Origin of the sequence: Bradyrhizobium zhanjiangense, assembly GCF_004114935.1 — a bacterium.
Taxonomy (GTDB): domain Bacteria; phylum Pseudomonadota; class Alphaproteobacteria; order Rhizobiales; family Xanthobacteraceae; genus Bradyrhizobium; species Bradyrhizobium zhanjiangense.
The window spans coordinates 9,306,341-9,319,287 of record NZ_CP022221.1; the positions used below are offsets into that span (position 1 = coordinate 9,306,341).

12 protein-coding genes are annotated in these 12,947 nt (G+C 65.1%); 6 read left to right on the forward strand and 6 right to left on the reverse strand.

Annotated features, from left to right (window positions below; translation table 11 throughout):
* The first annotated feature begins 37 nt into the window (after positions 1-37).
* Positions 38-655 (forward strand): hypothetical protein, encoded by a 618-nt coding sequence (locus XH85_RS45715; protein WP_164934765.1) that lies wholly within the window; start codon positions 38-40, stop codon positions 653-655.
* Between the two features lie 359 nt (positions 656-1,014).
* Here XH85_RS45715 and XH85_RS44520 read toward each other — a convergent pair whose 3' ends face one another.
* Positions 1,015-2,022: a 2-dehydropantoate 2-reductase gene (locus XH85_RS44520; protein WP_128937015.1), complete on the reverse strand. Its 1,008-nt coding sequence runs from the start codon at positions 2,020-2,022 to the stop codon at positions 1,015-1,017.
* A gap of 164 nt (positions 2,023-2,186) precedes the next feature.
* On the opposite strand from XH85_RS44520, the gene XH85_RS44525 reads away from it, so the two are divergent.
* Both XH85_RS44525 and XH85_RS44530 read left to right on the forward strand, forming a co-directional pair.
* A complete protein-coding gene (locus XH85_RS44525) occupies positions 2,187-2,753 on the forward strand; it encodes a YidB family protein (RefSeq protein ID WP_128937016.1) in 567 nt (188 codons plus the stop codon).
* 28 nt (positions 2,754-2,781) lie between these two features.
* A complete protein-coding gene (locus tag XH85_RS44530) occupies positions 2,782-3,054 on the forward strand; it encodes a GlsB/YeaQ/YmgE family stress response membrane protein (RefSeq protein ID WP_206732771.1) in 273 nt (90 codons plus the stop codon).
* A 207-nt stretch (positions 3,055-3,261) separates the two neighbouring features.
* Here the strand turns inward: XH85_RS44530 and XH85_RS44535 are convergent, their stop codons facing one another.
* Positions 3,262-4,047: an SDR family NAD(P)-dependent oxidoreductase gene (locus XH85_RS44535; RefSeq protein WP_128937017.1), complete on the reverse strand. Its 786-nt coding sequence runs from the start codon at positions 4,045-4,047 to the stop codon at positions 3,262-3,264.
* A gap of 249 nt (positions 4,048-4,296) precedes the next feature.
* On the opposite strand from XH85_RS44535, the gene XH85_RS44540 reads away from it, so the two are divergent.
* From XH85_RS44540 to XH85_RS44550, 3 genes are all read left to right on the forward strand, one after another.
* A complete protein-coding gene (locus tag XH85_RS44540; protein WP_128937018.1) occupies positions 4,297-5,361 on the forward strand; it encodes an acyl-CoA dehydrogenase family protein in 1,065 nt (354 codons plus the stop codon).
* Positions 5,362-5,377: 16 nt separating this feature from the next.
* A complete protein-coding gene (locus tag XH85_RS44545) occupies positions 5,378-6,538 on the forward strand; it encodes an acyl-CoA dehydrogenase family protein (protein ID WP_128937019.1) in 1,161 nt (386 codons plus the stop codon).
* A 92-nt stretch (positions 6,539-6,630) separates the two neighbouring features.
* Entirely contained in the window at positions 6,631-7,449 is an 819-nt protein-coding gene (locus XH85_RS44550) for an enoyl-CoA hydratase/isomerase family protein (RefSeq protein WP_128937020.1), read from the forward strand.
* 217 nt (positions 7,450-7,666) lie between these two features.
* On the opposite strand, the gene XH85_RS44555 is transcribed toward XH85_RS44550, so the two are convergent.
* The 4 genes from XH85_RS44555 to XH85_RS44570 form a co-directional block, all read right to left on the reverse strand.
* Positions 7,667-9,781: an acetate--CoA ligase family protein gene (locus tag XH85_RS44555; protein ID WP_128937021.1), complete on the reverse strand. Its 2,115-nt coding sequence runs from the start codon at positions 9,779-9,781 to the stop codon at positions 7,667-7,669.
* Positions 9,782-9,956: 175 nt separating this feature from the next.
* Entirely contained in the window at positions 9,957-10,703 is a 747-nt protein-coding gene (locus XH85_RS44560; RefSeq protein WP_164940903.1) for a VOC family protein, read from the reverse strand.
* A 2-nt stretch (positions 10,704-10,705) separates the two neighbouring features.
* Complete coding sequence (locus tag XH85_RS44565) at positions 10,706-11,494, reverse strand: enoyl-CoA hydratase (RefSeq protein ID WP_128937023.1); 789 nt, start codon at positions 11,492-11,494, stop codon at positions 10,706-10,708.
* Between the two features lie 150 nt (positions 11,495-11,644).
* Complete coding sequence (locus XH85_RS44570) at positions 11,645-12,850, reverse strand: ABC transporter substrate-binding protein (RefSeq protein WP_128937024.1); 1,206 nt, start codon at positions 12,848-12,850, stop codon at positions 11,645-11,647.
* Positions 12,851-12,947: the final 97 nt, after the last annotated feature.

The window sequence follows — 12,947 nt, forward strand, 5'->3', positions numbered from 1 at the left end:
GGGGCGGGTTGAGTTTTGCAGGGAATGCTCTCGTAGAATGTCGGTCGTAGTTGCATCGCGTCGTGCGGCGCTTCTCGTTGCCGCAGCAGGATTTTTTCTGCTGACCTTGCCGCATGCCCAGGCGCAATGGTGGAAGCGCGCGCCCGTCGACTTCGAGGAATGCGCCGACGCCGCCGAAAAATCCCCGACCAAGGCTGAGAAGACCGCGGCGCTTGCCGACTGCAACGCCAAATTCGCCGGCCGCCGCAAGGCTGGCGGCGGCTATTCCTATTACGACTTCCTCCAGGATCGCACCTTCGACATCGCCGGGCCGAATCCGACCCCGGAAGAGCAGAAGAAGATCGACGCAGCCTACACCGCCTATCTCGCCAACCAGCGCCGCATTAATGAAGCGGCTCAGGCCACCGCGCGCCAGCAGCGCGAGCAGCAGGAACAACAGGTACAGCAGTTCCAGCAGGTCGCTCTGCGAACCGACATCGAGCGCGTGCCCGTCCCGGTCCAGCGGCCGAAAGTGCAGCAGAATGTCGGCCAGCGAAAGGGCGCGCCCTGCACCAAGGGCTCCTTCTCCTGCGAATGGCCGCGGCTGTCGGAAAGCTTGAACGATTTGAAGAAGTTGTTCAATCCAACGCCGAGCAAGCCGGCGAAGAAGGGCTAGCGAGCCACCGCCGTCATTGCGAGGAGCCCTTGCGACGAAGCAATCCAGAATCCTTCCGCGGAGAGATTCTGGATTGCTTCGCTGCGCTCGCAATGACGAGTTGCATGGAGATTCGCGTCCCTTCCTCAATTCGCGTGCTTCTTCTTGCTCCGTTTCGGTTTGGCCACCGACGCACTCGCCGGCGGCGCTGCCGTTGGCGAAGCGCTCCACGCCTTGCGGCTCTCCTGCAATCGCGCGTCATAGCCTGGAGAGTTCACGACCGTCGGCGGTCTTGCATGAGCGAGCGTCGATGCGCCGCAGAGCGCAGCTAGCGCGATCCCAATCGTCAAACAACGCTTCATCGCGCTCCTCCTTCGCACTCACGCTAACCCGCGAATCTGCTGCGGCGTCAGCCCGGGCGGGCCATTGCCGGCAACTTCGGCTTCCTTGATCAGCGCAACAATGCGGCGCATCAGCGGCACATCCACGTTGTTTTGCTCGGCCAGCGCGATGACCGCACCCTGGAGATAGTCGATCTCGGTCTTGCGCCCGTGCTTCAGGTCCTGCCACATCGAGGAGCGGGCTTCGGGATCGATCTTCATCGTGCGTCCCAGGATCGCGTTGAAGATCACGTCGGGCAGCCGCAGCAAGGCCGGCGTCCATCTCATTGGGATCGGCGTTGCCGAGACCGGCGCGATGCCGGCGGCCTTCAGCGCGGCTAGGCCCTCGGCCATCTGGTCGGCGAACAGCCTTCGCCAGTCGCGGTTCGCCAGCTGCGCGGCGAGCGGCATGTCGGACAGCGCGCTGAGCGCATTGTTCAGATTGATGATCAGCTTGCCCCATTGCACGCCGGCGATATCACGGCTCGCGCGTACCGTGAGGCCGGCCACCGACAGCGCGAGAGCTATGTTCGCATCGTCCTCACCAACATGGATGTCGCCGGAGGTCGAACGGTGGAAACGGCCCTCGCCCATCGCGATCACGTTGAACGGCACCATGCCGGCGAGCACACGCCGATCGCCGAGATGCTCGCGCAGCACCGCGACATTGCCAATGCCGTTCTGAAGCGAGACGATAACGGCGTCGCGCGGCGCATGCCGCGCGATCTGCTCCGCGACATCGGCGGTGTCGGCGCTCTTCACCGTCACCAGCACGATGCCGGCGCTGTGGAAGATCGAAGGATCCTCCGACAACGCGAGCTGGCCCGCGCCGAGCTTGTTCTCGGAGCCGTCGAAGTCGGTCAACCGCAGGCCGAACCGCTCGATCTCGGTTTTCACCCGCGGCCGCACCAGCAGCGCGACGCGGCGGCCCGCGGCTGCCAGCATGCCGCCGACGAAACAGCCGATGGCACCGGCGCCGGCCACCACGATCGGTCGATCCGTAACCACTGACCTCGCTCCCTGAATGACCGGCCTTCGATAGCAGAGGCGAGGCCGGCTGCCCATCGCGTCGCGGCCGCCTTGTAACCGTCATGACCGCCCCATATGTTTTCGCCCCGGGGGAGCCTGTCAGCGGCGAGCGCTCGCCGAACGAGACGCCAAAGGAGAGCACCATGGGTCTACTCGACGTCCTCAACGGCATGCAGAACGGCCCGCGCGGGCCCAGCGCGCCCAGCTCCGAAAAATCCTCCGGCGGCATGTCGCCGATGACCATGGCGCTGCTCGGTCTGCTCGCCTGGAAGGCGTTCAAGCATTTGACCGCAAACCAATCCGGCACGGCGCCGCAACCGTCGCCGACGCCTGCGCCGCCGCCGGTCAACGCCGGCGCGGGCGGTGGCCTCAGCGATTTGCTCAAGGGCGGCCTCGGCGGCCTGCTCGCGGGCGGCGCGGCCGGCACCGTGCTCAGCGGCGGGCTCGGCGATCTCCTCAACCAGCTCCAGCAGAGCGGACACGGCGACACCGCGAATTCCTGGGTCGGCAAGGGCGAAAACAAGCCGATCGCGCCGGGCGATCTCGCCAGCGCGCTCGGCGCCGACCAGATCGACAGCCTGTCCGCCCAGAGCGGCCTATCACGCGAGGAGCTGCTGTCCGGCCTCAGCCAGTATCTGCCGCAGGTGATCGATCATTTGACGCCGGACGGAAGATTGCCGACCGAGAACGAGCTCTCGGGTCGCATCTGATTGTCGTCAAAGGGAGGGGAGCACTGTCATGAGCATGGGCGGCCTGTTGTGGATCATCCTCGTCGGCTTCGTCGCCGGCCTCATCGCGCGCTGGCTCGCGCCGGGGCCGAACAATCCGAGCGGCTTCATCCTCACCACCATCCTCGGCATCGCCGGCGCGTTTCTGGCGACCTTCGTCGGTCAGGCCATCGGCCATTACAGCCCCGACCAGGGCGCCGGCTTCATCATGGCCACGGTCGGCGCAGTGGTGGTGTTGTTCATCTGGCACCGCCTGGTCGCCAGCGGCGTGATCAAGGGGTAGGGCCGCCATCGCTTTTGTGGCGTTGTCTACCAACAAACTCGGTGTCGTCCCGGCGAAGGCCGGGACCCATAGTCACCGAATCCAGTTTGGCGAAGACTGGCAATTGCCTGCTCGCCCCACAACTACGGCCTGTGGTTATGGGTCCCGGCCTTCGCCGGGACGACGACTGTGTTTGACGAGACAGAAAGCGCGACGGGTCCACCACCGTCACGTAATCAAATGCATCCCCGCATCCATGCGCACGACCTCGCCCGTCATGTTGCTGGACGCCGGCATCGCCAGGAAGCAAACGAGCTGTGCGATGTCTTCCGCGCTCGAGGCGACCTTGAGCGGCACCTTCGCGACCACGCTGTCGCGCACCTGCTTTGCCCCGGCCTCGCCGCGGCCCTTGGTGAACCAGGGCGTGTCGATATAGCCGGGGCACACCGTGTTGACGCGGATCAGCGGCGCCAGCGCGCGCGACAGCGACAGCGTCATGGTGTTGAGCGCGCCCTTGCTGGCGGCATAGGCGATCGACGAGCCGACGCCGCTGATGCCGGCGACCGACGACACATTGACCACCGCCGAGGGCCGCCCCGAGGCCTTGGCGCCGGCCTCGAGCAGACTGCGCGCCGCGCGCACCATCTGGAAGGGGCCGATGGTGTTGACACCGTAGAGGCGCTGGAAATCTTCCGCCGACAAGCCATCGAGATCGGCATGGGCAACGTGCTTGGTGGTGCCGGCATTGTTGACGAGCACGTCGAGCCGGCCCCAACCGGCCGCCGCCGCGACGATCTTGCGGCAATCATCATCCTTCGAGACGTCGCCCTGCGCGACCAGAACTTCCGCGGCGCCGGCCTTGCGGCAGAGGTCAGCCGTGGCCTCGGCTTCCTTCTGGCTCGAGGAATAGTTGATGACGAGCCGGGCCCCGCTGCGTGCGAGAATTTCCGCGGTCGCGGCACCAAGGCCGGATGCCGATCCCGTCACGATTGCGCACAAACTATCCTTGGCCATCCTGGTTTCCTTCCCCTGTCTCTGACGTCGGCGCCTTGTTTAGCGAGTTTGCCGCGCCCTGCAAATCGAGCAAACTCCGCTAAGCGGAATTAGCCGCCTATTGGTCCTTGCGCCCATGCCTGCGCCGCAGGTTGACCTGCGATCAACGCTTGTCAGGGCCATGGCTTTTTCCGATCATCGGGCGCAAGAAGAACCTGCGCGCCACCCCCACCGGGGCGGACGCGCCAATGGCAAAACACGGGGAACGCTGTGGCGGAGAGTGACAATATCGTCGTCGAGACCGCGGAAAAAATCTTCGCTGATCTCGCCGATCCGCAAACCATCAACAACGACAAGAAGAATTCGTGGCAGGCACCGCTGTGGCAGGCGCTGAGCGATGCCGGCCTGCCGCTATCGTGGGTGCCTGACGATCTCGGCGGCTCCGGCGCCAGCCTTGCCGACGGTTTTGCCCTTCTGAACGCTGCCGGCCGTTTCGCAGTCGCCGTCCCCCTGGCCGAGACCATGCTCGCGGGCTGGCTGCTGGCGCAAGCCAAGATCGCATCGCCCGCGGGCGAGATGACGGTGCTGCCGGCTTCGCCAAAGGATCGCATCACGCTCGACGCCGACGGCGCGCTCTCCGGCCGCGCCCGCGGCGTGCCCTTTGCCAAGGCGGCGAAGCATTTTGCGGTGCTGGCGCACGGCAAGGACGGCATTTCCATCGCGCTGATCGATGCGGCCAAGGCGCGGATCGAAGCCGGGCTCAACGTCGGCTACGACCACAGCGACACCGTGACGCTCGACAAGGTTCAGCCCGTCACCCTCAAGCCCGCGCCGAAAGGTTTCGATCAGACCACCTTGATGCTGATGGGCGGCGTCGCGCGCAGCCTCCAGATCGCCGGCGCGCTGGAATCCATGCTCGATATCTCCGTGCGCTATTCCAACGAGCGCGTCGCCTTCGAGAAGAAGATCTCGAAATTCCAGGCGGTGCAGCACAATCTCGCACGCCTCGCCGGTGAATCCGCCGCAGCGCTTGCGGCCGCGACGTCTGCGGCCGATGCGATTGCGAACGCCAAGGCGTTCGACAACGAGGTCTATCTCGAAGCCGCCTCCGCAAAAATCCGCTGCGCGGAAGCAGCAGAGAAAGGCGGCGGCATCGCCCACCAGGTTCACGGCGCGATCGGCTTCACCATGGAGCACATCCTGCACCGCTATTCGCTGCGGGCACTGGCCTGGCGCGACGATTTCGGCTCGGAAAGCCACTGGGCCGTCGAGCTCGGCAAGCTCGTTGCAAGCCGCGGCGCCGATGAATTGTGGCCGCTCGTGGCTTCGCGCTGATCAGGGGACGACCACAATGACTGCTGCCCTCCGTTTCGATCCGATCCGCCTGCCGGAAAAATGCGAGCAATTGCGCAAGGAAGTCCGCGCCTTCCTCGCCGAGGAAATCGCCGCCGGCACTTTCGATCCGCACAAGCCCAACCGCGAAGACACCGACGCGCCGGAATTCTCCCGCCGAGTCGGCGCCAAGGGCTGGCTCGGCATGACCTGGCCCAAAAAGTATGGCGGCCAGGAGCGCTCCTTCCTCGAGCGTTATGTCGTGACCGAGGAGATGCGCGTCGCCAACGCGCCGACGCGGCGCTTCTTCGTCGCGGACCGCCAGAGCGGGCCGGTGCTCCTGAAATACGCGCCCGAGCACATCAAGATGGACATCCTGCCGCGCATCTGCCGCGGCGAGATCTGCTTTGCCATCGGCATGAGCGAGCCGAACTCGGGCTCGGACCTGTTCGCGGCGAAGACGCGCGCGACCAAGACCGACGGCGGCTATCTCATCAACGGCACCAAGATCTGGACCTCGTCGGCACACATCGCCGACTACATGATCGCGATCTTCCGGACCTCGCCGCCGACCAAGGAAAACCGCCGTCACGGCCTGACCCAGTTCCTGGTCAAGATGAAGCAACCGGGCATCAAGGTGAACCCGATCGGCCAGATCACCGGCCAGTATGAGTTCAACGAGGTCGTCTTCACCGATCACTTCATCCCCGACGACCACGTGCTCGGCGAGGTCGATGGCGCCTGGAAGCAGGCGACGAGCGAGCTCGCCTATGAGCGCTCGGGCCCGGAGCGTTTCCTCGAAACCTATTACGTGCTGACCGAGCTGGTGCGCGCAGTCGGGCCCAATCCCGATACGCGCAGCGCCGAAGGCATCGGGCGCCTGGTCGCGCAGCTCCACACCATGCGGCGCATGTCGGTCTCGGTTGCCGGCATGCTGCAGGCCGGCAAGGAGCCGGTGGTGGAGGCGTCGATCGTCAAGGACATCGGCACGGTCTGGGAGCAGCAGCTGCCGCACCGCGTGCGCGATCTCGCCGCCTTCGTCGAGGAGACCGCGACCAACCGCGAGACGCTGGAGCACCAGCTCGACTTCGCCATCAAGACCGCACCCAAACTCACCATCCAGGGCGGTACCACCGAGGTGCTGCGCGGCATCATCGCCCGCGGACTTGGTTTGCGATGATTCTGATGAGAGCGAACTTCCGGCCACACGCTCCGCCGACCTCTCCCTATGGGAGAGGTGGTTCTTCGCTACTGAGATACTGGAGGCACTAAATGACCACGTACAAAGATATCGGCGTCGAGAAGGTCGGACACGTCGGCACCATCGAGATCCGCAGGCCGCCGCTCAATTTCTTCGACATCTCGCTGATCAACCAGATCGCGGATGCGCTCGACGAGTTCGACCGCGACATCGAGATCCGCGCCTCGGTTCTGTCGGCGCAGGGCAAGGCATTTTGCGCTGGCGCCAATTTCCAGGATCCGGCGCGGCAGGCGCAGGAAGCGCGCGAGGCTGAGAAGACCGCCAAGGGCGATCCGGCCGACAGTCTCGGGCCGATCAACCATCTCTACATTCAGGCCGTGCGCATCTTCCGCGCCAAGAAGCCGATCGTCGCCGCCGTGCAGGGCGCCGCCATCGGCGGCGGCCTCGGTCTCGCGGTATCCGCGGACTTTCGCGTCACCTGCCCCGAAGCCCGCTTCTCCGCGAATTTCACCAAGCTCGGCTTCCATCCCGGCTTCGGCCTGACCGTGACGCTGCCCGACCTGATCGGCAAGAACAACGCCGAGCTGATGTTCTACACCAGCCGCCGCGTCACCGGCGAAGAAGCGGTGAAGTGGGGCCTCGCCAACGAGCTGGTGCCGCAGGACCAGGTGAAATCAGCCGCGATGAAGCTCGCCGGCGAGATCGCCGAATGCTCCCCGCTCGGCCTGCTCTCCACCCGCGCCACGATGCGCGCCGGCCTCGCCGACCGCGTGATGGCCGCGACCAACCACGAGCTCGCCGAGCAGACCCGGCTGCGTGCGACGGAAGACTTCAAGGAGGGTGTGAAGGCCACGGAGGAGCGGCGCGTGGCCAATTTTAAGGGAAGGTGATTGCTGCCGCGCCGCGGCGCTGCCACACCCTTCGCTGTCGTCCTGGCGAAAGCCAGGACCCATTACCCCAGGGGAGAAGTTGCGGCGCGAAGCTGGTAACAACGAGTCTTCGCCAAACTACCCATGGGGTAATGGGTCCTGGATCAGCGCTCGCTTGTCCAGGACGACCAGTGTTGTTTGATGCTCCTACACTCCCCAATTTCGTCCCGGCGGCCCGCTACCTCCGCCCCACCACCAGCGCATCGACGATCGTCACACCCTGCCCCTCCGGGTGCACCAGCACCGGGTTGAGCTCGATCTCCGCAATCGCCCGCGCATGCCGTGCGGCGAGCACTGAGACATCCGCGATCAATCGCGCCAGCGCCGCGACATCCGCCCTCGCCGCTCCGCGAAAACCGTTCAGCAGCGGCGCCGCCTTCAATCCCGCCAGCATCGCGCCGGCCTCTTCCGCACCGACAGGCGCCGGACGATAGACAACATCGCGGAACAGTTCTGTGGTGACGCCGCCGAGCCCGACCATCACCATCGGCCCAAATGTCTGGTCCGTCATCGTTCCCACGATGATCTCGACGCCCTTCTTCGCCATCGGACCGACCAGCACACCCTGGATCGCCGCGTCCGGCCGCTGCTCGCGCGCATTGTCCAGCAGCGCTTCGAACGCCAAGAACACTTCGCCCTTGGTGGTGATGTTGACGCGCACGCCGCCGACTTCGCTCTTGTGCGCGATGTCGGGCGACTGGGTCTTCATCACCAGCGGAAAGCCCACGCGCGCGACCGCTTCATCCAGCCCGGACTTGTCCGTCACCAGCACTTCGTCCGGCAGCGCGATGCCGGCGGCGCGGAGCAATGACTTGCTGTCGGCCTCGGACAATGCTGGCGACTTCAAATGCGCAGAGAGATCGCGCACCGGCAACCGCGTCTGGTCCGCCGATTTCGGCAGATTGAATTTCGCGTAGTCGACGAGCCGCCGCATCGCGACGCCGACATGAGTCAAACCCGAGAGGACCACGACAGCGGATTTCGCGAGCTCCCGCCGCGCGAAGTCAGAGGGGACCGTGTAGGAATAGAACGCGACCGGCTTCTTCTGCGCCGCCAGCACCGGCGTCAGCTCGGCCTCGTCGAACGGCTTGCGCACCTCACTCGACAGTGACAGCACGATCAGCACCGCATCGACCTCGTCGGAGGCGGTGAGCAGGTCGACGCTCTTTTGCAATCCGCCGGAGGTCACGCCTTGCGCGGTGACGTCGATCGGGTTGCGCGCGGTGCCGTAGGACGGCATCAGCGTTCGGATCCCCGCCTGGATCGTTTCGGACAGCTCCGGCACCTGCAAGCCCTGCAGTGCCACGGCATCCGCGCCCCAGATGCCGGCGCCGCCGGAGACGGTGACGACGGCAACGCGATCGCCCTTCGGCAGCGGATTGCTGGCGAGCAGCGCCGCGATCGTCAACGCTTCGTCGAGATCGTTGGAGACGATAAAACCGTATTTCGCGAACACCGCGTCATAGGCCGCCGACCAGCCGGCCATGCTCGCCGTGTGCGAGGCCGCCGCGCGCTGGCCGGCGCCGGAGCGGCCGACTTTTGTCACGACGACGGGCTTCCTCGCCTCGGCGGCGCGCCGCGCGGCGGCCAGAAACTTGTCGACGTCGCGGATGCCTTCGATGAATAGCAGGATCACGTCGGTCGAAGTGTCCCGCACCAGATAATCCAGGAACTCGCCGGCGCCGAGATCGGATTCGTTGCCGGCGCTGACGACGTAGCTCACGGCGATGCCGATCGCCCGCGCGCGATGGTAGTAGGCAAAGCCGATGCCGCCGCTCTGCGCGACGATGCCGATCCGCTTTTGCGTCGCGACCAGCGGCACCACACCCGGCTTGACGTCCACCGCGGGACTGAAGGTGGCCGCCACGCGCTGCACCTGGCTGAAAAATCCCTCGGCGTTGGGCCCGGAGATCCGCATGCCGGTGCGCCTCGCCAGCGCCGCGATCGCATCTTGCATCGCGGCGCTGTCGCCGCCCTCCTCCGCGAAGCCGGAGGAGATGATGACGGCGTTCTTGACGCCGGCGACGGCGCATTGCTCGAGCGCAGGCAGCACCGCGCGCGCCGGGATGACGATGACGGCGAGATCGATCGGCGCGCCGATCTCGGCGATCGATGTGTAACAGGCGAGCCCGTCGATGTCGGCATAGTTCGGGTTCACCGGATAGATCTTGCCGGGATAATCGTTCTTGCGCAGCATCGACAGCAGCCGCCCCGGAATCTTCTCGTGATCGCGCGAGGCCCCGATCAGTGCGATGCTGGCGGGCGCGAAGAAGCTGTCGAGCGGATGCGGCATGGCGTGATCCCCCTTATTCTTGCCCCACCCTACCCGTCATCCTGAGGTGCGAGCCGCGCGGTGCGCAGCGCCGTGCGGGGAGCCTCGAAGGATGTGCGGCCCCGCCAGTGGCCGTCGCCCTTCGACGCTCGCCGAAGAGGCGAGCACCTCAGGGTGACGGATCATTTGCAGATAATCAACTGACGCGGAACGTTACCCCACCTAACAAGAACTCGTTGCCGGCAACCGCATGCCCCTTCTCCCGCGCGGCATGCAGCACACGTGCTGCATCAGTCACCCGAAATTCCAGTGCGCTCATGATTTCGCTGGTGCCCTTGACGAAGCGGAAGGTTGCGTTGGGCAGCTTCAGTTCGGCGTCGCGAGCTGCAACCCCGATGATCTTGCCCCAGTGCTCCGCCAGCCCTTGCGGGTCGGGGCTCTGCATCTCGACGGCCGTCAGCGCCTGCGTCACATCCTTGCGGATGAATTTTTGCCAATCGGGTCCCGCGGGTGGATAGGCGCCCAGACTGTCGTCGCTGCCTTCGGTGTGGTTGAACTCGATGAAGGCGGCACGACAGTCGCGGGGGTGGAGCTGCACGCCGTGATAGGGTGCATGGTCGATGACATTGGCCGTGCGCACGCCAAGCGCGTTGGCGTTGCGACCGCGCTCGTCCGGATCGTCGCAGCAGAAGATCGCCATGTAGCCGCCGCGGCCGCCGGTCTTCTCGATGAAGCGGCCGGCCGTGGTGCCGTCCTTGAAGGGCGCAACGACTTCCAGCAGGATCGTGTCGACCGGCAGCAGCGGGTTCTCCAGACCGTATTTCGCGACATTGCCGTCGCGATAGCACACGGTGAGACCCATGATCCTGGCCATATCCGTGATGACAGGCTCAAGCTGCGGCGCAACCAGGCAGATCTGACGCAGCCGGATATAGGGCGCCATCGTCATGCGCCCTTGAAGGTCGGCTTGCGCTTCTCGACGAAGGCCTTGGCGGCCTCCTTGTGGTCCTCGGTGTCGCCGCAGCGGGTGTGATGGATCGCCTCGCCATCGAAGCAATCCTCCAGTGCCAGATGCTCGGCATTGTTGATGTTGCGCTTGATGAAGCCGAGCGCGATCGATGGCCCCTGCGCCAGCGACAGCGCAAGCTCGTGCGCGGCGGCGTCGATCTCGGCGTCGGGCACGACCTTGGTCACCATGCCGATCGCATGCGCCTCCTTCGCGGTGAGGACCGGCGAGATCAGATAGAGCTCGCGCGCCCGCGCGCTGCCGAGCAGCTGCGTCAGAAAATAGGTCCCGCCGTAGTCGCCGGAGAAGCCGACCTTGGCGAAGGCCGTGGTGATCTTGCAGGACTCGCTGGCGATGCGCAGGTCGCAGGACAACGCCATCGACAGGCCGGCGCCGGCCGCCGCGCCGTCGAGCTGCGCCACGACGGGCTTTGGCATCTGGTGCAGGATGCGCGAGACCTCCATGCCGCGGCGCAGGTTTGCGAGTTTCTGCTCGAACGGCAGCGGCGCCCGACCCTCCGCCATCGATTTGACGTCGCCGCCGACACAGAAGCTGCCGCCCGCGCCCTTGAACAGCACCGCGCGCACTTCCGCATCGTCGGCCGCGCGCCGCGCCGCCTCGACCAGCCCGCGCACCATGTCCGGGTTGAGCGCGTTCTTGCGCTCCGGCCGGTTCATGGTGATGGTGAGCAGCCCGCCTTCGAGCTTTTGCAGGACCATGTCGTTCATGGGACGCCTTCCTTGTTGTTGTCTAGCCGAGTTATCACCACACCGTCATTGCGAGCGAAGCGAAGCAATCCAGGAATGTTTCCGCGGAGACAGTCTGGATTGCTTCGTCGCAAGAGCTCCTCGCAATGACGTCGTGACTACGTCACGCCGTCACTTCTTCACCAGCGGGCAGCGCGACTGCTCCAGCGACTGGAACGCCTCATTGCCGGGCACGGTGGCGAGCAGCTTGTAGTCGTCCCAGCGGCCCTTGGACTCCGACGGCTTCTTCACCTCGAACAGGTACATGTCGTGAATCATGCGGCCGTCCTCGCGGATCTTGCCGTTATGAGCGAAGAAGTCGTTGATCGGCGTCTCCTTCATCACCTTCATCACCGCAGCAGCGTCGGTCGTGCCGACCGCCTTCACCGCCTTCAGATAATGCGTCACGGAGGAATAGACGCCGGCCTGTGCCGAGGTCGGTGGCCGCTTCACGCGCTCCTGGAAGCGCTTCGAGAAGGCGCGCGTCTCGTCGTTCATGTCCCAGTAGAACGCTTCGGCCAGCAGCAGGCCCTGCGCGGTCTCCAACCCGATCGAGTCGATGTCGGTGACGAAGGCGAGCAGCGGCGACAGCTTCTGGCCGCCCTTCATGATGCCGAACTCCGCCGACTGCTTGATGGCGTTGACAGTGTCGCCGCCGGCATTGGCAAGACCAATCACCTTGGCCTTCGAGGCCTGCGCCTGGAGCAGGAACGACGAGAAATCCGAGGTGTTGAGCGGATGACGCACACTGCCGAGCACCTTGCCACCGGTTTTGGTGATGACGTTGCTGGTGTCCTTCTCGAGGTCCTGGCCAAAGGCGTAATCAGCGGTGAGGAAGAACCAGGTATCGAGGCCCGACTTCACGGCTGCAAGCCCGGTCACGTTGGCCTGGGCGAACGTGTCGAACACATAATGCACGGTATAGGGACCGCAGGCTTCGTTGCTGAGGCGGATCGAGCCGGGACCGTTGAAGACGATGATCTTGTTGCGCGCTTTCGCGATCTCGCCGGCGGCGAGCGCGGTCGCGGAAGCCGCGACGTCATAGATCATCTCGACGCCCTGATTGTCGAGCATGTCGCGGGCGATGTTGGCGGAGAGATCGGCCTTGTTGAGATGGTCGGCCGCCAGCACCTGGATCTTGCGGCCCAGCACCTCGCCGCCAAAGTCCTCGACAGCCATCTTGGCTGCGGTCTCGCTGCCGGGGCCGGTGATGTCGGCGTAGAGGCTCGACATATCGAGGATGCCGCCGATCTTGAGCGGTGGCTTGTCCTCCGCCTGCACGACGCTCGCACTCAGGGCAAACGCGGCAGCAAAAATGCTCGACAGAATATGCTTCATCGAAAAAGACCTCCCTTATCGCGCCGTGCTCTGATGGCGGCTTGGTTATTGCTCTTGGCCATTGGTCTTGGCTATCGCTATTGGCGGCAATCATGCC

What these genes read in the sequence shown, in the direction of transcription:
- XH85_RS45715 (WP_164934765.1), top strand. Translation starts at nt 38, where the DNA reads ATGTCGGTCGTAGTTGCATCGCGTCGTGCGGCGCTTCTCGTTGCCGCA.
- XH85_RS44525 (WP_128937016.1), top strand. Translation starts at nt 2,187, where the DNA reads ATGGGTCTACTCGACGTCCTCAACGGCATGCAGAACGGCCCGCGCGGG.
- XH85_RS44530 (WP_206732771.1), top strand. Translation starts at nt 2,782, where the DNA reads ATGAGCATGGGCGGCCTGTTGTGGATCATCCTCGTCGGCTTCGTCGCC.
- XH85_RS44535 (WP_128937017.1), bottom strand. Translation starts at nt 4,047, where the DNA reads ATGGCCAAGGATAGTTTGTGCGCAATCGTGACGGGATCGGCATCCGGC.
- XH85_RS44545 (WP_128937019.1), top strand. Translation starts at nt 5,378, where the DNA reads ATGACTGCTGCCCTCCGTTTCGATCCGATCCGCCTGCCGGAAAAATGC.
- XH85_RS44550 (WP_128937020.1), top strand. Translation starts at nt 6,631, where the DNA reads ATGACCACGTACAAAGATATCGGCGTCGAGAAGGTCGGACACGTCGGC.
- XH85_RS44555 (WP_128937021.1), bottom strand. Translation starts at nt 9,781, where the DNA reads ATGCCGCATCCGCTCGACAGCTTCTTCGCGCCCGCCAGCATCGCACTG.
- XH85_RS44560 (WP_164940903.1), bottom strand. Translation starts at nt 10,703, where the DNA reads ATGGCGCCCTATATCCGGCTGCGTCAGATCTGCCTGGTTGCGCCGCAG.
- XH85_RS44565 (WP_128937023.1), bottom strand. Translation starts at nt 11,494, where the DNA reads ATGAACGACATGGTCCTGCAAAAGCTCGAAGGCGGGCTGCTCACCATC.
- XH85_RS44570 (WP_128937024.1), bottom strand. Translation starts at nt 12,850, where the DNA reads ATGAAGCATATTCTGTCGAGCATTTTTGCTGCCGCGTTTGCCCTGAGT.